19 protein-coding genes are annotated in these 18,878 nt (G+C 60.6%); all 19 read left to right on the top strand.

All coding sequences use genetic code 11. The annotated features are described in order from the left end of the window. The first annotated feature begins 134 nt into the window (after positions 1 to 134). The 19 genes from mihF (at position 135) to recO (ending at position 18,803) form a co-directional block, all read left to right on the top strand. Positions 135 to 443, top strand: a complete 309-nt coding sequence (mihF, locus tag FGQ67_RS04425; RefSeq protein WP_006236130.1) for an integration host factor, actinobacterial type — start codon at positions 135 to 137, stop codon at positions 441 to 443. Then, positions 444 to 1,013: a guanylate kinase gene (gene gmk / locus FGQ67_RS04420; RefSeq protein ID WP_138340345.1), complete on the top strand. Its 570-nt coding sequence runs from the start codon at positions 444 to 446 to the stop codon at positions 1,011 to 1,013. A 5-nt stretch (positions 1,014 to 1,018) separates the two neighbouring features. Further along, entirely contained in the window at positions 1,019 to 1,300 is a 282-nt protein-coding gene (locus FGQ67_RS04415; protein WP_055250050.1) for a DNA-directed RNA polymerase subunit omega, read from the top strand. Beyond that, on the top strand, positions 1,301 to 2,545 hold the full coding sequence (thiI, locus tag FGQ67_RS04410) for a tRNA uracil 4-sulfurtransferase ThiI (protein ID WP_138340344.1): 1,245 nt from the start codon (positions 1,301 to 1,303) through the stop codon (positions 2,543 to 2,545). A gap of 213 nt (positions 2,546 to 2,758) precedes the next feature. Continuing rightward, positions 2,759 to 3,472: a helix-hairpin-helix domain-containing protein gene (locus tag FGQ67_RS04405; RefSeq protein WP_138340343.1), complete on the top strand. Its 714-nt coding sequence runs from the start codon at positions 2,759 to 2,761 to the stop codon at positions 3,470 to 3,472. After that, positions 3,469 to 5,772, top strand: a complete 2,304-nt coding sequence (locus FGQ67_RS04400) for a DNA internalization-related competence protein ComEC/Rec2 (RefSeq protein ID WP_138340342.1) — start codon at positions 3,469 to 3,471, stop codon at positions 5,770 to 5,772. Before FGQ67_RS04405 ends, FGQ67_RS04400 begins: the two co-directional genes overlap by 4 nt. Positions 5,773 to 5,850: 78 nt before the next feature. Then, the gene (gene holA / locus FGQ67_RS04395) at positions 5,851 to 6,813 is read left to right on the top strand and encodes a DNA polymerase III subunit delta (protein WP_138340341.1); all 963 of its coding nucleotides are present in this window, start codon (positions 5,851 to 5,853) and stop codon (positions 6,811 to 6,813) included. A gap of 133 nt (positions 6,814 to 6,946) precedes the next feature. Continuing rightward, a complete protein-coding gene (gene rpsT, locus FGQ67_RS04390) occupies positions 6,947 to 7,213 on the top strand; it encodes a 30S ribosomal protein S20 (RefSeq protein WP_022094714.1) in 267 nt (88 codons plus the stop codon). A 96-nt stretch (positions 7,214 to 7,309) separates the two neighbouring features. After that, positions 7,310 to 9,121: a translation elongation factor 4 gene (gene lepA, locus FGQ67_RS04385; protein ID WP_118238118.1), complete on the top strand. Its 1,812-nt coding sequence runs from the start codon at positions 7,310 to 7,312 to the stop codon at positions 9,119 to 9,121. A 4-nt stretch (positions 9,122 to 9,125) separates the two neighbouring features. Further along, a complete protein-coding gene (dusB, locus tag FGQ67_RS04380) occupies positions 9,126 to 10,169 on the top strand; it encodes a tRNA dihydrouridine synthase DusB (RefSeq protein WP_138340340.1) in 1,044 nt (347 codons plus the stop codon). 2 nt (positions 10,170 to 10,171) lie between these two features. Further along, positions 10,172 to 11,404, top strand: coding sequence for a radical SAM family heme chaperone HemW (hemW, locus tag FGQ67_RS04375; protein ID WP_138340339.1), 1,233 nt, complete (start codon positions 10,172 to 10,174; stop codon positions 11,402 to 11,404). Positions 11,405 to 11,462: 58 nt separating this feature from the next. Then, positions 11,463 to 12,566, top strand: a complete 1,104-nt coding sequence (locus FGQ67_RS04370; RefSeq protein ID WP_171025194.1) for a DnaJ domain-containing protein — start codon at positions 11,463 to 11,465, stop codon at positions 12,564 to 12,566. Positions 12,567 to 12,647: 81 nt separating this feature from the next. Further along, on the top strand, positions 12,648 to 13,796 hold the full coding sequence (gene dnaJ, locus FGQ67_RS04365) for a molecular chaperone DnaJ (RefSeq protein WP_138340338.1): 1,149 nt from the start codon (positions 12,648 to 12,650) through the stop codon (positions 13,794 to 13,796). A 9-nt stretch (positions 13,797 to 13,805) separates the two neighbouring features. Further along, positions 13,806 to 15,098: a MiaB/RimO family radical SAM methylthiotransferase gene (locus tag FGQ67_RS04360; RefSeq protein ID WP_138340337.1), complete on the top strand. Its 1,293-nt coding sequence runs from the start codon at positions 13,806 to 13,808 to the stop codon at positions 15,096 to 15,098. Beyond that, positions 15,079 to 16,065 carry a PhoH family protein gene (locus tag FGQ67_RS04355; RefSeq protein WP_138340336.1) on the top strand — a complete coding sequence of 329 codons (987 nt, stop codon included), beginning with the start codon at positions 15,079 to 15,081 and terminating at the stop codon, positions 16,063 to 16,065. Before FGQ67_RS04360 ends, FGQ67_RS04355 begins: the two co-directional genes overlap by 20 nt. Then, entirely contained in the window at positions 16,062 to 16,571 is a 510-nt protein-coding gene (gene ybeY / locus FGQ67_RS04350; RefSeq protein WP_117654802.1) for an rRNA maturation RNase YbeY, read from the top strand. The genes FGQ67_RS04355 and ybeY overlap by 4 nt, the downstream gene beginning before the upstream one ends. A 9-nt stretch (positions 16,572 to 16,580) precedes the next feature. Further along, a complete protein-coding gene (locus tag FGQ67_RS04345) occupies positions 16,581 to 16,958 on the top strand; it encodes a diacylglycerol kinase family protein (RefSeq protein ID WP_117797781.1) in 378 nt (125 codons plus the stop codon). Between the two features lie 12 nt (positions 16,959 to 16,970). Continuing rightward, the gene (gene era, locus FGQ67_RS04340; RefSeq protein ID WP_249934384.1) at positions 16,971 to 18,038 is read left to right on the top strand and encodes a GTPase Era; all 1,068 of its coding nucleotides are present in this window, start codon (positions 16,971 to 16,973) and stop codon (positions 18,036 to 18,038) included. Positions 18,039 to 18,053: 15 nt separating this feature from the next. After that, complete coding sequence (gene recO / locus FGQ67_RS04335) at positions 18,054 to 18,803, top strand: DNA repair protein RecO (protein WP_138340335.1); 750 nt, start codon at positions 18,054 to 18,056, stop codon at positions 18,801 to 18,803. Positions 18,804 to 18,878: the final 75 nt, after the last annotated feature.

The following is an 18,878-nucleotide window of genomic DNA, read 5'->3' as shown; positions in this document are numbered from 1 at the left end:
AACTTTGCCCCCGATATATTGCACTTTTTGCAGGTATCGTCTAACCTATGGAGCCGCAATTGAGCATTTTGTACGTTTGACGTGCTAAAATGCCAACATCGAATGAATGTTAAACCAATTATTTGGAGGTTCGAATGGCACTCCCTCAGCTTACCGACGAGCAGCGCAAGCAGGCTCTTGAGAAGGCCGCTGCCGCCCGTCATGCCCGCGCTGAGCTTCGCGAGCAGATCAAGAAGGGTGAGAAGTCCCTCGAGTCCGTGCTCAACTCCGATGATCCCATCGCTTCCCGCATGAAGGTCTCCACCCTCATCGAGTCTCTCCCCGGTTATGGCAAGGCCAAGGCTGCCAAGATTATGGAGGAGCTCGGCATCTCCGCTACCCGTCGTGTCCAGGGCCTCGGCGTCCGTCAGCGCGAGCAGCTCCTCGAGCAGCTGACCAAATAAGTGAGCGCTCAGGATTCAAAGCTCTTTGTGATTTCTGGACCGTCAGGTGCAGGCAAGGGCACGCTCGTCACTCGTGTGCGCGAGCGTCGCTCGAACCTGGGCCTGACGGTTTCGGCTACCACGCGAGCACCACGTAAAGGTGAGGTCGACGGCGTCAACTACTTTTTCCTGACGCGCGAGGAGTTCGACCGCCGCGTGGCAAACGGTGAGTTTGTTGAGTGGGCTGAGGTCCACGGCAACTGCTACGGGACGTTGGTGAGCGAGGTCACATCCAAGCTCGCCTCTGGCTCGTCTCTGATCTTGGAGATCGATGTCCAGGGTGCCCTGCAGGTCAAGGAGCGTTTCCCCGAGGCCGTGTTGATCTTTATCAAGCCGCCCTCGCTCGAGGTGCTTCGCGAGCGTCTTGTCGGTCGTGGTACCGAGTCGCCCGAGACGATCGAGCTGCGTATGGCAAACGCCGCCCATGAGCTTGCCCTTGCCGACCGCTACGACGACGTCGTGGTGAATGACGATCTCGACCGCGCGACCGATGAGCTCGTTCGCGTTCTCGATATGCATGAAAGGATCTGAGGTCCGTGTCCGTTGTAAAGCCTTGCATTGACGATCTTCTGGAGAAGACCGATCACAACCGCTTCCTGCTCGCTTCGCTTGCCTCCAAGCGCGCCTGCGATATCAATAGCATGCTGCGTGGCCAGCACAATCGTGTGCTTGCCGTCCAGGATGTCGATGACATCACCATCGCGCTCTCTGGTGCCGATACCATTTCGATGGCTATGGACGAGATCGTCGACGGCGATATCTCCTACGACGAGGCCCGTTACGAGAAGGCACTCGGCCACAAGGTTGCTGAAGCCTAAATGGCAGCTCGCGTCTGCCTGGTCCACTATCACGAGGTTGGACTGAAGGGCAAGAACCGCGCACATTTTGAGCATATCCTCATGGATAACATTAAGGCGGCTTTGGCCGCCTTTTCCGTGAATGCCGTGTCTCGAATTTCCGGTTATATCCTCGTGACCTTTAACGAGCATCAGGCCGATGAGGCGGCGCGTGTCATTCGCACCGTTCCCGGCGTTGCTCGTGTGTCTTTGGCGTATCACACTAACCGCGACCCGCAGGAGTACTGTGCCGCCGCCGTGAAGGCGCTGCGCGAGTTTGGTCCCTTCGATTCGTTTAAGGTGCACGCCAAGCGCTCCAATACTGACTATGAGCTCACTTCGATTGACATCAATCGTCAGGTGGGCGAGGTGCTGTGCGAGGCGTTTCCCGATAAAAAGGTCCAGATGCACGATCCTGACGCTATGGTGCACGTATTGGTGGTCCAGGGTAGCGTCTACGTGTATGCGCGCTCCGAGCGCGGCGTGGGCGGTCTGCCGGTGGGTTCTGCCGGCAAGGTCGTGACGCTGCTGTCGTCGGGTATCGATTCTCCGGTGGCGACCTGGATGCTCGCGCGTCGCGGTGCGGTGTGCGTGCCGGTACATTTCTCCGGTCGTCCGCAGACGCCCGATACGAGCGAGTATTTGGTGCAGGACATCATCCGTGCGCTTGAGCCGGGTGTCCAGATCGGCCGCCTGTATGTGGTGCCGTTTGGCGACTGCCAGCGTGAGATTTCGGTCACCTGTCCCAGCAATCTGCGCGTGATCATGTATCGCCGCATTATGTATTCGGTTGCCGAGCGCATTGCGCACATCGAGGGCGCCAAGGCCATCGTGACGGGCGAATCGCTTGGGCAGGTTGCCTCCCAAACGCTTGAGAATATCATGGCCGTCAACGAGGCCGTGAAGATCCCCGTGTTCCGTCCTCTCATCGGTTCGGACAAGCAGGAGATCATCGCGCGCGCCGAGGAGATCGGTACGTTTGATATCTCGACTGAGGCCGCTCCCGACTGTTGCACGCTGTTTATGCCGCGCCGTCCCGAGACGCACGCTAAACTCGATGCCGTGCATGAGGCCTGGGAGTTGTTCGATCACGAGGAGATGATTGAGCGCCTGCTCAAGCAGACCGAGTACATCGACTTCGAGAGCAACACGTATAAGGCCCCTAAGACCTTAAAATGCAAACATTCGGAGCTTGCTCCGCGTGAGATTTACCAAGATCACGAGTAATTGTCTGCATAGACCGACGGTACGCTTGTATCGTCGGTCTTTTGCTATTTGGGCGTTTGACGGCGATGTGTTCATTCGTTGACGCGTGAATGAATAAATGGACACGTTCGCGCAAGGTTTTGGTCAGCTTTTGGTTTGACCGTCAAAACTGGTTTATCCATACGGTTCGTTCGGTTGCGATTTCCTGACACGATGGTGTTGGGAGGTTTTGCTATGGCGCAGCGCGAACAACACGAACGGGTCAAAAAGATGGACCGCTGGGCGGGCAAGCTGCTCGGTCATAAGGCAGTGGTGATGGCGATACTGGTCGTCATTGCGATGGCGAGTGGACTGGCGATGGCGAACCTTGGCGGCGGTGCCGGCAGTGTGTCGTTTGAGCACACTGATGGTTCGGGTTCGTTAGTGGAGCCGGGATCCGGCGATGCCTCGAGCGGAAAGACATCCGAAGGCTCTTCGCCTAAGGCGTCTGCCGCGGCAGAGGTTTATGTCGATGTTGATGGCGCCGTTGTGTCGCCCGGTGTATATCGTCTCAAGGACGGCGCGCGGGTGGCTCAGGCGATTGATGCCGCCGGCGGGCTGGCGCCCGAGGCAGACGTTACGGGGCTCAATCGGGCATCTAAGGTCGTCGATGGACAGAAGATTCACGTTCCAACGGTAGGGGAGCAGCAGGCGTCCATTGCGGAAGCCGGTGTTGATGGTGGGGCTTCCGCATCATCGGGCGTGAGTGGCGCAACAGGCCTAGTAAATATCAATACGGCAAGCGCGGCAGAGCTACAGACGCTCTCGGGGATCGGTCCCTCCATGGCCCAGTCGATTATCGATGAGCGGACAAAGAACGGTGCTTTTGCCTCGGTTGACGATCTGATGCGTGTGTCGGGAATCGGCGAGAAAAAGCTTGCCAAAATCAAAGATAGCATCTGCGTATGAGTGCGACCGAGCGCGAGCATGTGATGCCTCCGCGGCCCCTGATTCCGTGGACGATGGCCCTGTGTGCCGGCATGTGCATGAGCTGCGCCTTGGTGCTCAACGTGGCCGCTGATGCGCTGCTGAGGGAGCAGGCGCCGGCGGTCGGGCCGCTATGGGCCATCCCCGTCGCGGCGGCGGTATTCGTTGTGCTGGCTCAATCTTGTGCGCGGCTTGCCCCTTTGAAGCGGTGGCTGTATGCCGCGTCCGTCGGCCTCGTGGCGGGAGCGGTCGTCTCTGTGTGGTGGGCTGTGGGCGCGCTGAGCGCTTCGAAGGCGCTCGATGGTCGAGCGGCAAGCAGCCTCGAGTTTGTCGTGCAGGGTGATCCATCCATAAACGACGACGTGTATTCCTATACCTGCGAGGCACGCGCGGACGGCAAGAACTTGGCAACGGTTCGCCTATCGTGTGACCGCGAGCTCAGGGTCGGGGCGCACGTGCGTGTTATCGGTCGCGTTTCACGTTTTGAGAACGATGCGTATGGACGATCGCGCGTGCTCCGAGGCGAGGTGCGCAAGGTTAAAGCCGTTCGGATTGTGTCGGTCGATGAGGGTTCTCCGGGGCCGCTGCTTCGACTGCGAAATGGGCTGCTTGGGTCCATCGCGCCTGCGACCGACCCGGCGCGTGCGCTCATCGCCGGTGTCGTCTGCGGTCGTTCGGCCGAGCTGCGCGCCCAGCAGGCGGGCGATTGGTTTTCAGTGACGGGAACGGCGCATCTTATCGCCGTCTCGGGCAGCCATTTGGCTATCGTGGGGTTTGTAATCGAGGGTGTATTGCAAAAGACCCGGTGCTCACGTGGTCTTCAGCGGGCGATATTGGCGATAACGCTTGTGGGCTACGCTGCCTTTACGGGCGCCTCGCCCTCGGCCGTGCGCGCGTGCTGTATGGTCTTTGCGACGCTTGTCGTAAACGGCGCGGGGCGTCGCCGGCACGGCCTTTCGGCACTCTTCGTAACCGTGTCCATCTTTGTGCTACTGCGGCCGACGGTACTGTTCGAGATGGGCTTTCAGCTTTCATGTGTCAGCGTCTTTGCCATCCTGTGCTTTTGCCCGTACGCCACCTACGCATTGGGAGAGCTGGGTGTGCCGACGGGCATTGCCGGCATGCTTTCCGTCACACTGTGCTCGCAGTTGGCGACGCTCCCCATCACCATTCCCGCCTTCGGTACGTTCTCGCTCATTGCTCCGCTGGCAAATGCGTTCATCGGTCCGGTGGTGAGTGTACTGCTCGCTGTGTCGATTGTGCTGGTTCCCTTTTCGCTCGTGGCGCCGTTGCAGGCTTGGGCGCTTGTCGTACCCATGATTTCCGCCCGGTGCGCACTGTTCTTTGAGCAGCTGTTTGCCGCCGTGCCGGGTGCATCCGTGAGTGTGCCGCCCGATACGTTCTGGATTTACGTGGTGCCATTGGCGCTGCTGGTTCTCTTGGTCTGGTGGCCGCGCCCGCAGGCACAGCCTATGGCTGCTGGGCTAGTCTGCCTGGCGCTTCTTGCGGGGATTCCGTACGTCTACTGGGATCGATTTGCTCCGCCTTCGGTGACGGTCCTCGATGTTGGCCAGGCCGATGCGATTTTGGTTCGTCAGGGCAGTACCGTGGCGCTTGTCGACTGCGGGCTCGACGAGCGCGTTGTGGCGGCGTTGGTTCGCAACAACGTCCACCATATCGATGCCGTCTTTGTAACGCATTGGGACGAGGACCATTGGGGCGGCCTGCCTGCAGTTCTGGAACAGTTTTCGGTTGGGACCATAGCCGTGGCGGCCGACGCGCTCGAGGATGCGCCTGCGCAGGTTCTAAACCGCCCCGGCGTTTCATATCGCCAGGTGAGGCGGGGAGATGCCCTCGACATCGGTGCGTTTCGCGCCCGCGTGATGTGGCCGTTCGATTCTGTGGATGGAGAGGGGAACGAGGACTCGCTTGTCTTGCTGCTCATCTTTGCGCAGGAAGGAAAGCGCTTGCGTATGCTGCTGACCGGCGATGCCGAGCTTGACCAGGAACGTGAGATTGTGCAGGAGGTGGGGGATATCGATGTGCTCAAGTTAGGGCATCACGGCTCGAAGGTTTCGGTCGACGGCGAGTTGCTGGGCGTCTTGAGACCCGAGCTTTCCGTTGCAAGCGCCGGCGAGGGGAATCGATACGGTCATCCCAGCGACGAGTGCGTTGATGCGGTTCGAGCGGCCGGTGGGGCCTTCGCATGCACCATCGAACACGGCGACATTACCGTCACGCCGACTGCGAATGGCTTTGCGATGCGATGCCAGCGACCGTGACGACGTCGTTGGCGTGTGGTGGGCCCCTGGGCTAGAATGGCACGGAGCGAATACGAAGGCCTGCGGGAGGGGAGCGCAATGTCCGAAACCGGTCTGCTGCCGGCATATCTGATCGTCGGTACCGACGGAGTCAAGCGCGATCACGCCGTCTCGCGTATGAAAGCGCGTCTGGAAAAGTCGGGCATGGTCGAGTTCAACCTCGACGAGCGCGATATGACCAAAGACCCCGATATCGAGTCGATTATCGGATCGCTCAACACCTTTCCCATGGGCAGCGAGTTTCGCCTGGTAATCCTTGATGGCTGCTCAAAGCTCGCCAAGTCGGTCTCGGAGCCGCTCGTCGAGTATCTGGCGAGTCCCAGTCCCACAACGGTCTGCCTCATCATCGCCGACTCGCTTGCCAAGAACACGCGCCTGTATAAGGCGATCGCCAAGATCGACAAGAAGGCCGTGATCGATTGCTCCGGCACCAAGCGCTGGGAGCTTCCGCGCCGCGTGCAGCAGATGGCGACGCAGCACGGCAAGTCGATCTCGACGGCGGCCGCCGAGGAGCTCGTTTCGCGCTCGGGCGAGAACACCCGCATGCTCGATAACGACTTGGCCAAGCTCGCTCAGATGGTCGAGGCACCGCAAATTGAGCTTGCCGACGTTGAGCGCTGGATTGTACGTACGGCCGAGGTTCAACCCTGGGACTTTCTCAATGCGGTCTCGGCCCGTGACATGCGACGCTCGCTCGAGCTCTTCAATCTACTGCCCGCCAAGAGCTACGTGTGGACTTACACATTGCTGTGCGGCCGCATCCGCGAGCTTATCGTTGCCAAGGCGCTCGATGCGCGCGGACAGGGTCGTGAGCTGGCCGCAACACTTAAGCTCCAGTCCTGGCAGGTCAAGAATCACCTGACCTGGGCACGTCGCTTTTCGATGGCAGAGCTCGTTGCCGCGCTCGAGGGCGCGGTCGATGTGGAGCTCGCACTGAAGGGTTCGGCAGATTCTCAGACCGCGCTTTTGCTCTGGATTAGGAACATCTTGAGAAAATCGTGATGATACCTGCCTATTTGACAAATTCGTTCTATCCCTTTGAGATAGAGCGTGCTATAGTAGGCGCTTGCATGACCTCACCGTGTCTCAGAGGTGTCATACATTTTTTGCAAGGAACTCGAAAGGAACTCCAGAAGTGGCAAACATCAAGTCTCAGAAGAAGCGTATCCGCACCAATGAGGCAGCTCGCATGCGTAACAAGGCTGTCAAGTCCGAGCTCAAGACGCTGACCAAGCACGTCCAGTCCGCCGTCGCCGAGGGCGACGCCGAGAAGGCCCAGGCTGCCCTCAAGACCGTCACCAAGCGTCTCGACATGGCTGCCGCCAAGCATGTTATCCACAAGAACCAGGCTTCCAACCGCAAGTCCGGTCTTGCCAAGCTCGTGAACAGCATCAACGCCTAAGTTGTAAATTTCACACCACACAGATTACGCGCATAAATGGAGCCTGTTTTATGGAACAGGCTCCATTTTTTGTATCGCTCGGGTAAGATAGTCCGCATGAATACTTCAATTGACATTTCCCACATCCGCAACTTCTCAATTGTTGCGCACATCGACCATGGCAAGTCCACGATCAGTGACCGTATCCTCGAGCTCACCCATACCGTCGACGAGCGCGACATGGAGTCGCAGCTGCTCGACACCATGGATATCGAGCGCGAGCGCGGCATCACGATCAAGTCCAACGCCGTCCGCGTGTCCTATGACGCCGACGACGGCGAGACGTATCAGTTCAACCTCATCGATACGCCGGGCCACGTGGACTTTACCTATGAGGTCTCGCGTTCGCTGGCAGCCTGCGAGGGCGCGGTGTTGGTCGTCGACGCCACCCAGGGCGTCGAGGCGCAGACCGTCTCCAACGCGACGCTCGCTATGAACGCCAATCTGGACATTGTGCCGGCCATCAACAAGATTGACCTGCCCTCGGCCCATCCCGACGAGGTCAAGACCGAGATCGAGGATGACCTGGCGATTCCCGCCGATGATGCCGTGTGCGTGTCGGGCAAGACCGGCGAGGGTATTCACGATCTGCTAGAGTCCATCGTCTTTTTGATCTCTCCGCCTAAGGGCGATGCAAATGCTCCGCTCAAAGCGCTCATTCTGGATTCGTACTTTGACGAGTATCGCGGCGTGGTGGCCACGGTGCGCGTCTTTGACGGCTCCATCAAAAAGGGCGATACCCTGCGCATGATGCAGGCAGAGGGCGACTTTTTGGTCGACGGCGTGGGTGTCAAGCGTCCTGCCGAGACCCCGGTTGACGCGCTGACGGTTGGCGAGGTCGGCTACGTGGTCACGGGCCTGAAGGACCCCGAGGCCGTTCGCGTGGGCGACACCCTTACCTGGGCGTCGAACCCCTGCCCCGAGCCGCTTCCTGGTTACCGCGAGGCCAAGCCCATGGTCTATACGGGCCTGTTCCCGATCGATAACAAGGACTACGAGAACCTGCGTGACGCACTCGATAAGCTGCACGTCAACGACCCGTCGTTGGTGTGGGAGCCCGAGACCTCGGTGGCGCTCGGCTTTGGCTTCCGCGTGGGCTTCCTGGGCCTGCTGCACATGGAGGTCGTCAAGGAACGCCTGGAGCGCGAGTTCAACTTGGACCTCATTGCCACGAGCCCATCGGTGGACTATCACGTCTACAAGACTGACGGCGAGATGATTGATGTCCGTAGCCCGCAGGATCTTCCCGAGGCCACGCGCATCGAGCGTATCGAGGAACCCTACCTCAAGGCTAAGATCATCTGCCCGCCCGAGTATACGGGTGCCGTCATGCAGCTCGCTATCGAGCACCGTGGCATTACAACCGACATGATCCATCTCACGAGCAAATCGGTCGAGATGCGCTTTGACATGCCGCTCGCCGAACTCATCTTGGACTTCTTTGACCAGCTCAAGAGCCGCACCAAGGGTTACGCCTCGCTGGACTACGAGTTCAACGAGTATCGTCCCTCCGAGCTCGTTAAGCTCGATATTTTGCTTTCGGGCGACGAGGTGGACGCGCTGTCGTTTATCGTCCACAAGGACAAGGCCTATGGTCTGGCCCGTGGCCTATGCGACAAGCTCAAGGAGATTATTCCGCGTCAGCTGTTCGAGGTGCCCATCCAGGGTGCTATCGGCAACAAGATCATTGCCCGCTCCACCGTCAAGGCGCGCCGCAAGGACGTGCTTGCCAAGTGCTACGGCGGCGATATTTCTCGTAAGCGCAAACTGCTCGAGAAGCAGAAAGAGGGCAAGAAGCGCATGAAGGCCATCGGCTCGGTAGAGGTCCCGCAGGAGGCCTTTATGGCGATCCTCAAGGTGGACGAGTAGGTCTATGGCGCTTTCCGAATATAGTCTGCGGCTGCTGGGCGCCTATGCCGAGCAGCCGTTCCTTATGGCTCCTATGGCGGGCGTGACCGACCCTGCCTACCGCATCATGTGCCGCCGCCGCGGTGCCAACCTTGCCTACAGCGAGATGGTGAGCGTGGCGGGCCTTGCCTATGCCAGCAACAAGACCTGGCGCCTGGTGCTACCGGCTGACGAAGAGCAGCAGATTTGCGTGCAGCTCTTCGGCTCCAAGCCTGATCAGTTTGCGAGCGCCGTCGCCGCCGTCGAGGAGCGCGTTGGCGATCGCCTGTCGCTCATCGATATCAATATGGCATGCCCCGCCCGCAAGGTCGTTACCAAGGGCGAGGGCTCGGCGCTCATGCGCACGCCCGACCTGGCGGAGAAGATCGTCGAGGCCACGGTGGGCGCGGCACACGTGCCCGTGACCGTCAAGATTCGCAAAGGCTTTTATGCCGAGGACCGCAATGCCGCGACATTTGCCCAGATGCTTGAGGGCGCAGGGGCTGCCGCAGTCGCCGTGCATGGTCGTTGCGCTACGCAGCTTTACACGGGCCAGGCGGATTGGTCGGTCGTCGATGAGGTCGCAGATGCCGTCGAGATTCCCGTGATCGGTTCGGGCGATGTGTTCTGCGCCGAGGATGCCGCGGAGCATCTGCGCAGCTCGGGTGCCAGCGCGGTGTTTATCGCGCGCGGTATCTATGGCAACCCCTGGGTGTTCGGCGATGCTCGCGCCCTTGCACTTGATGGCACGCCGGTTCCTTCTCGCTCCTCGGTCGAGCGCCTGGACGCCCTGCGTGAGCACCTAACGCTGACGCATGAGCTCCTGCCGCTCATGTCGCGTGCCCGCACGTACGCAAGCTGGTACTTAAAAGGCATGCCCCATGCCGCCGCTTGGCGTGCCCATGTGGTGCGCTGCTCCACGTACGAGGAGTTTATGGCGCTGGTCGATGAGATCGAGCATGATGTGGTGGCCTGTGAGGCTGCCCTTGCCGCCGGCGAATCGGTGCCCCCTCATCCGCTGGAGGCTTAAGGGTGGCCGTTACAGCGCTGTACGTGCACGTGCCGTTCTGTGCCCAAAAGTGCCGCTACTGCGACTTCGACTCGCGCAGCTTTGCTTCGTGTGATTTGGATGCCGCGCTCGATTCCTATTTTGAGCAGTTGTACGCGCGCCTCGATGCTTTTGGTAAGGCTGGGGCCCTCGACCAGATCCGCACCGTCTATGTTGGCGGCGGTACGCCGTCGCTGGCGGGGGAGCGCCTGGTGGAGCTGGCGCGGCGTATTCGTGCGTGGTGCGCCCCCGTTGAGTTTACCTGCGAGGCCAATCCCGAGTCGCTGACCGCCGAGCTCGCTACTGCACTTGTCAAGGTTGGTGTCACACGCGTCTCTCTGGGCGTGCAAACGCTCGATAATACCGAACTTACTGCCATCGGCCGTATTCACGATGCCGATCGGGCGCTCGCCGCCATCGCGACGGTGAAGGACGCTGGCCTCGATGTGTCGTGCGACCTCATGTGCGGACTTCCCGGGCAAACCGCAACGAGTTGGAATCGCACGCTCGTTGGCGTGCTGGCGGCGGCTCCGCATCATGTGTCGGTCTACCCGCTCACGCTCGAGGAGGGGACGCCCCTTTATCGCATGGCGTGCCGTGACGAGTCGCTCGAGCCTGATGAGGATTTTCAGGCCGCATGCATGGACGTGGCACGCGAGCTCCTGGGTGCCGCCGGCTATCACCCGTATGAGGTGGCGAGTTACGCGCTCGACGGCCATGAGTGCGCCCATAACATTGCCTACTGGACCGGACGGGGCTACCTGGGCCTGGGTCGTTCTGCCGCGGGCATGCTCGACGCCGAGGATTTCGACCGTCTTGCAGGTTTGTTCCCCGGTGTATCTTCTCGAGGCGATGCGTACCGCGTGCGTCTGGTGCAACGTGACGATGACGCGACGGCGTTCGAGGCCGAATATCTCTCGCAGCGCGAGGCTGCGGCCGAAGACCTGATGCTTGCTTGTCGCATGACGCGCGGTGTCGCGTCCGACCTGTTGGTTCGCGCGGCTCGTGTCATCCCGGCCGATGGGCTGACAGCCGCTTGCGATCGCGCGCTCGAATTAGGTCTTGCCACTTGGGTGCCCGAGACGCTCGGGGTCCATGAGGGACCCTTCACTTCGGCAGATGTCGTCGCGGGCCATGTTCGAGCTCGTTTAGCACCGACACACCTGGGCTGGCTCGATGGAAATGTTCTGTTCGAGCTGTTTTGGGATCTAGCTTAGGCCGCTCGGGTAGAATTACCGGAATATATACGCTGCTGTGAGCAGGAGGTTGCCGCGCATGGCGACGATGAACGAAAAAGATTATTACGAGATTCTGGGTGTCTCCAAGGACGCTACCTCGCGTGATATACAGAAGGCCTTCCAGCAAAAGGCCCGCAAGCTCCATCCGGACGTCAACAAAGAGCCGGATGCCGAGGAAAAGTTTAAAGAGGTTTCCGAGGCCTACGCCGTGCTTTCGGATGAGCAAAAACGTGCGCGCTACGACGCCATGCGTTCTGGCAATCCCTTTGCCGGTGCTCCTACAGCTTCGCCCTATGGTGGCGGCTACGCCGGCAACACGGGCTATGGCAATCCCTTTGAGGGCGGCTTTCCCTTTGGTGGCGCCTGGGGCCAGCCCCGTCGCGGCCAGGCGGCCTACAACCCCGAGAGTGGCGCCAACGTGGTCGTCGATATCAAGCTCGACGCCAAGGAGGCCAAGGGCGGTGCCCGCAAGACCGTCCGCTATACGCGCTTCGATACCTGTGGTCACTGCGGAGGCTCGGGATCTGTTTCGTCCGAGCATGCACATACCTGTCCGAGCTGCGGCGGTCGCGGCCACATCGACGTCGACCTGTCCTTCCTGTTCGGTGCCGGCACGTTTCAGTCTGTCTGCCCCGAGTGCGGCGGTTCCGGTAAGGTCGTCGCCGACCCCTGCCCCGATTGCGGCGGCAGCGGGCGGACCCGTGTGACCTCCGAGCAGACGATTGAGTTTCCCGCCGGCACGCACGATGGTGACGAGGTTCGCATTAGTGGCATGGGTCACGCCGGCACCAACGGTGCCTCGGGTGGCGATCTGGTCGGCCGCGCCCATGTCGAGGCCGAGCGCCTGGAAGGCAAGGCCCGTACAGGTTTTTACCTGATGGGCATCGTGGCGCCGTTTTTGGTGCTGTCGGCCATCTCGGGCGTGTTCTCGGTCTTTGCCATAATGTGCTTTATTCCGTTTGCCATGGGCCTGTTTATGGTGGTCTCGGACGGCGTGCTTCACCGCAGCCTGCTGTGGTGGAAGCGCGGCGCGATGCAGTTTGCCAACGGTTTCGCCAACGGATTTATGTTTGCGCTCGTGTCGGTTTGGTTTGCGAGCTGCTCGCAGCGTGCCATGCTTTCGCCTTACGGAATGCAATAACATCAACCCCTCTGTTTGCGGCCGGCCCAGCTTGGGTATAGGACGCACTGTGACAAAAATGAAAGTCGGAAGGATTCGGTCGTGTCGGAAAATAGGGATTACTACGAGGTACTTGGCGTCGACAAGGATGCCGACGCGCGGACGATTAAGCGCGCGTTTCTAAAGAAGGCCCGTACCGTACACCCGGACGTTTCGGACGACCCCGAGGCCGAGGCCAAGTTCAAGGAGCTCAACGAGGCTTATTCCGTTCTTTCCGATGAACAGAAGCGTGCTAACTACGACCGTTACGGCACTGCCGACGGCCCTGGTGGTTCGGGCTACGTCGATATCAACGATATCTTTGGTGGCATGGGCATGGACGACTTGTTCTCGTCGTTCTTTGGCGGCGGTGCCGGCGGTGGCGCCCGCAGCCGTCGTGAGCGTCGTCGTGGACGTGACATGGCCATCTCGCTTTCGGTGACGCTCGAGGAGGCGGCGCTCGGCTGCAAAAAGACGATCAGCTATGACCGCCTTGCTCCTTGCGAGGACTGCAATGGCACCGGTAGGGCCGAGGGTGCGCAGGAAAAGCAGTGCAGCCGTTGCCACGGCACGGGCTATGTCACGACGGTCCAGCGTTCGTTCCTAGGCCAGGTCCAGTCCTCTTCGCCTTGCCCCGACTGCCATGGCGAGGGCACGGTCATTGATCATCCCTGCGAGACCTGCGACGGTCAGGGCCGCACGCCTTCGCACGAAAAGATCGACATCGATATCCCCGCCGGCGTTTCGACCGGTCGCCAGCTGCGCGTGAGCGGCTTTGGCGAGGCCGGCCTTCGCGGCGAGCCCTCGGGTGACCTGATTGTCAACGTGCGCGTTGCCGACCATGAGCGCTTTAAGCGCAACGGTGACGACCTGTACCTGGTGAGCGATATCTCGATTGCGCAGGCTGCGCTCGGCTGCGAGATCGAGGTCGAGGGCATTATGCCCGACGAGGTCGTTAAGGTGACGGTTCCCGCCGGTGCCCAGTACGGCGACACCGTGAGCGTCAATAATTACGGTATGCCGCGCATTGGCGGTGGCGGTTCGCGTGGCCGCCTGATCGTGCAACTGCGCGTGGTCGTTCCCACCAATCTTTCCAATAACCAGCGCGAGCTGCTCCGTGCTTTTGCCGATGAGATGGGCGATGACGTCGCTTCTGGTAAGAAGTCGGTGACCGACCGTATCAAGAGTGCCCTCGACGATATCCTCGATTAAGGAGCCCGCGTGCTCGCACCCCATATTTCCGTCGTCAACCTCGGCTGCCGTGTCAACCGGGTTGAGTCCGACCGTATCACTGCCGATTTAATGCGCCTGGGTTTTGCAATGGTGGAGCCTCAGGATGCAGAGCTGATCGTCATTAACACCTGTGCCGTTACGGGCGAGGCCGAGGCCAAGACCCGTAAGGCCGTTCGTCATGCGCTGGCCTATCCAAACGAGCCCTTTGTGCTCGTGACCGGTTGCGTGGTCAATTTGCATCCCGAGGAGCTGTTGGAGCTTTCGGATCGCGTGATCGCCGAGCCGTCCAAGATCGATGTCGCCGAACGTGTCTGCGAGGTGCTGGGCGTTGAGTCCGATAGCGTTCCCGCCTGCAGCGATGGCGAGGTGGTCGATGCGCTCGGTCGCTCTCGCCTGGGCGTGAAGATTCAGGACGGCTGCAACCATCGCTGCACCTATTGCATTGTGTGGAAGGCGCGCGGCCCCGAGCGTTCCGTGCCCGTCGAGTCCGTGCTTGAGCAAGTTCGCGAGGCTCAGGAGGCCGGCGTGCCCGAGGTGGTGCTGACCGGTGTGAACTTGGGTGCCTACGATGGCAAGAGCGCGACCGACGAGCATGTCGAAATCGATGAGTTGCTCGAGGCCATCATGGAGCGCACGTCTATTCCGCATGTGCGCATTTCCTCGGTCGAGCCCATGGATATCTCCGAGTCCCTGCTTAAGGTCATGGCGCGCTATCCGCAGCGTATCGCCCCGTTTTTGCACCTGCCCGTGCAGTCCGGCTGCACGGCGACCCTGCATCGCATGGGCCGTCCCTATAGCGCCGAGGCCTTTGAGGACACGGTGCGCATGATTCGCGCCAACTTGCCCCAGGTGTCTCTTTCGTGCGATGTCATCGTCGGCTTCCCCGGCGAGACGGACGAGGAATTCGAGGAGTCGCTGGCGCTGTGCCGCCGTGTGGGTTTCTCGCGTATGCACGTATTCCGCTATAGCAAGCGTCCCGGTACCCTTGCTGCCGACATGCCCGACCAAGTGCCGCCCGAGGTTATGGCCGAGCGCAGCCGCCGTATGCGGGCCGCGGCACAGGAGCTCGCTATTGCCGACGCTCGTCGTCGCGTGGGCACGGTCGAGCGTGCCGTGCTCGAGTATGGAGACAACCTGACGCTCGGCTCGTTCCATCATGCCCGTCTTGACGATACCTGTGGACTCACAGCCCCGTGCCTGCTCGATGTTGCTATCATCGGAGTCGATGATTCCGGCTTGGTCCATGCGCGCAGGGAGGTTCATGGAAGCCTCGAAGATTAGACTTACCGTTCCCGAGGGTATCGACCCCTCGCGCGTTTTGGGCGCCGGCGACGGCGTCCTTCGTGCGCTCGAGAGCTTGGTTCGCGCCCATGTGGTCGCCCGTGGCGATAGCATCGCCGTGAGCGGTGACCCGGATGAGGTCGAACTCGTGGCGCGTTTTTTCGAACATGCCTTTCGTGAGGCTGCTGCCGGGCGCACGCTTTCTGCCGACGATGTCTCGCGCTGTCTGGCCGTTCTGCGCGACGGTGAGCACGAGGCTACGTCGCTTCGCGATGACGTGCTGCTTTCGTATCGCGGTCGTGCCATTCGCCCCAAAACGCTCGGGCAAAAGCGCTATGTGGATGCCATTCGCTCGCATACCATCACCTTTGGCTTGGGTCCTGCCGGTACCGGTAAGACCTATCTGGCCATGGCGCTCGCCGTTGCCGCGCTCAAGCGTCACGAGGTGGGCCGTCTGATCTTGACGCGTCCGGTTGTCGAGGCGGGGGAGAATCTGGGCTTTTTGCCCGGTACCCTTGAGGAAAAGATCGATCCCTACATGCGTCCGCTCTACGACGCCCTTTTTGACATGATGGATCGCGAGCGCACCGATGAGCTTATGGAGCGCGGCGTGATCGAGATCGCCCCGCTTGCCTACATGCGCGGCCGCACGCTGAGCGATGCTTTCGTGGTGCTCGACGAGGCGCAAAATACCACGCCCGAGCAGATGAAGATGTTCCTGACACGCCTGGGCTTCAACTCCAAGTTCGTGATCACCGGCGACCTGAGCCAGCGCGACCTGGTGGGTCGTCGTGGCGGTCTTGCCGACGTTGAGCAGATTTTGGGCCGTGTCGACGATGTCGCATTTTCGCACCTCGAGCGCGCCGACGTGGTGCGCCATGCCTTGGTGGGACGTATCGTCGAGGCATACGACACTTATGATGATGTGCGCGAGAAACGCGTACGTGACCGAAAGGAGTCCCGTTGAGTGTATTGATCAGCAACGATGCCGAACTCGATACGCTGCTCGATGCGCAGGAGGTGGAGCACATCTGCGAGGTTGTGCTTGCCGCCGAGGGCGTTGAACGTGAAGTCGAGATTTCCCTTTCGTATGTCGACGAGGACGAGATGCACGAGCTCAACCACGAGTGGCGCGGTATCGATCGCACCACCGATGTACTCTCGTTTGAGTGCGATTCGGCCTTTGACGATGACATTCCCGCCGATGAGACGCTCGAGCTCGGCGATATTATCTTGGCCCCGCAGGTTATTGCCCGTCAGGCCCCCGGTTTTGGCAATAGCCCCGCTGACGAGTGCCGTCTGATGCTCGTTCACGGCATGCTGCACCTGCTGGGCTATGACCACATCGAGGACGACGAGGCCGAGGTCATGGAGGCCCGCGAGGACGCCATCCTGCGCGATCTGGCGCTCGAGCGCGGCGAGGACCCTAAGCTAGTCCACGTCGGCCCCATCACCAACCACGCCCACGACTAGGAGCCGTCTATGATTCCCGGATCGAACAAGGACCATCCGTCCTTCTTAAAGTCGTTTTCCTACGCCATGGAGGGCTTCGTCACCGCCGTCAAGACCGAGCGCAACATTAAGGTCATGCTCGTGGCGGGCGTGTGCACTGTCATTGCCGGCTGTATCGTGGGGCTCGACATTGCCGAGTGGGCCACGATTATCATCTGTTGTGGCCTGGTGATTCACGGCGAGCTGTGCAACACCGCTATGGAGGCCATCGTCGACCTAGCGACCCAGGAGCTCCATCCGCTGGCCAAGCGTGCGAAGGACATCGCCGCCGCCTCTGTATACGTTCTTTCCATCACCGCCGCGATTGTGGGCGTACTGGTATTTGCCCACGCGCTCGACTTTATTTAGAAAGGGATTCCCATGTCCGACAATATGCAGCCTACCGATGAGATTTTGGACGACGAGTCCCTGGGCGCGGTGGATACCGAGGAGCTCCAGGATGTCGAGGAGTTCGACCCGTTTGAGGGTATGAGCGACGAGGAACTCGACGCCCTGTGCGACGAGGACGACAACCTCGCGGGCTTTGGTGACGTTGAGCCCGGTTTCCGCAGCGGCTTTGTGGCCCTGGTCGGTCGTCCCAACGCTGGCAAGTCTACGCTGCTTAATGCCTGCTATGGCAAAAAGGTCGCCATCACCTCGCCGGTGGCCCAGACGACCCGCCGCCGCATGCGCGCCGTCGTCAACCGCCCCGGCTACCAGCTGGTCTTTGTCGATACCCCCGGTATTCATAAGCCCAAGGACGGCTTGGGATCCGAGCTCAACAAGAGCGCGTTGTTCGAGCTGAACGATGTTGATGTTGTCGCGTTTTTGATTGATGCCACCAAACCGATCGGCAGGGGAGACGCCTGGGTTGCCGAGCGCGTCAAGAGCGCTCGTTCCAAGAAGGTCTTGGTGCTCACCAAGGCCGATGAGGCCGACCCCGCACAGGTCATGGAGCAGCTTAAGGCAGCCCACGAACTCATGGAATATGACGACGAGATCGTGACGTCGTCGGTCAAGAACTTCAACGTCGATGCATTTATCGAGACCGTTGCGCACTTTTTGCCTGAGGGTCCGCGTTGGTTCCCCGAGGACATGGGTACCGACGCTTCCGATGAGACGCTCGTTGCCGAGTTTGTGCGCGAGAAGGTCTTGCGCCGCACCCGTGATGAGATTCCGCACTCCGTTGGCGTGATCTGCGATGCGCTCGAGCAGACCAAGAAGGTGCTGCGCGTGCACGCCACCATTTACGTCGAGCGCGAGGGCCAAAAGGGCATCATCATCGGTAAGGGCGGCGAGATGATCAAGCATATCGGTATCGACGCCCGTCGCGATCTTGAGCGCATCTTTGGCACGCAGGTCTTTTTGGAGCTGGACGTGAAGGTCAAGGCCGGCTGGCGTGACGACGAGGCCCAGATTCGCCGCTTTGGCTACAACGCCGAGGACTAAGGACGCGCGGCGCGCATGGCAGGCTCCCGGACATATCGCACCAAGGTGCTCGTCCTCGACAAGACGAAGCTCAAAGAGACCGACCTGATCTTGACGATGCTTGACGAGCGGGGACGGCAGGTTCGTGCAGTGGCAAAGGGCGCCCGCAAACCCGGCGGACGCCTGGCTGCGCGCTGCGAGCTGTTCTGTACGGTCGATATGCTGCTCGCACATGGACGCTCGCTCGACGTGGTTTCTCAGGCCGAGCTTATGGAGGCGCCGCTCGGCGCTGCGCCCGATTACGAGACGACCTGCGCCGCAAGCGCGATCGCCGAGGTCGCGCGCGTGTGCTCGTTCGAGGACGCCGAGGACCCGTTTACCTTTGCCATAACGCAGCGAGCGCTTGCCCTGGTGGGCAGCGGGCTTGGCACGGCACATATGGACCTACTTGTGGCGGCATATGTCTTTAAGCTGCTGTCGCACGTTGGCTATCGTCCCGATTTTTCGGCCTGTGTGCTGTGCGGAGACCCCATGCTGTCGTATTTTTCAGCCCAGGCGGGCGGTCTCATGTGCGGGTCGTGCGCGTCGAGCGTTCCGGGTGCCGAACTGGTGTCGACCGGTGAGACCGCATGGCTGCGCGCCCTCATGTCCATGACCTTCGATGCGCTCATGGCCGAGAAAATCGACCCGCATACGGCGGCGTTCTTGCTCGGGCTTTCGCATGTGTGGGCGGCGACGCATACCGACCAGCGCCTCCGTGCGATGGAATTCATGTTGGGTCGGTGATGATGCGCAGGCGCGGGCTGCTTGTGGTAACATATCGGCCTGTTGGTACCTCGACCTTGGTTGCTCGCTCCACCG

The sequence above is a fragment of the Collinsella aerofaciens genome, from assembly GCF_005845035.1.
GTDB lineage: Bacteria > Actinomycetota > Coriobacteriia > Coriobacteriales > Coriobacteriaceae > Collinsella > Collinsella aerofaciens_I.
The sequence above is the reverse complement of the archived record's forward strand: the minus strand, read 5'-3'. Positions and strand labels throughout refer to the sequence as shown.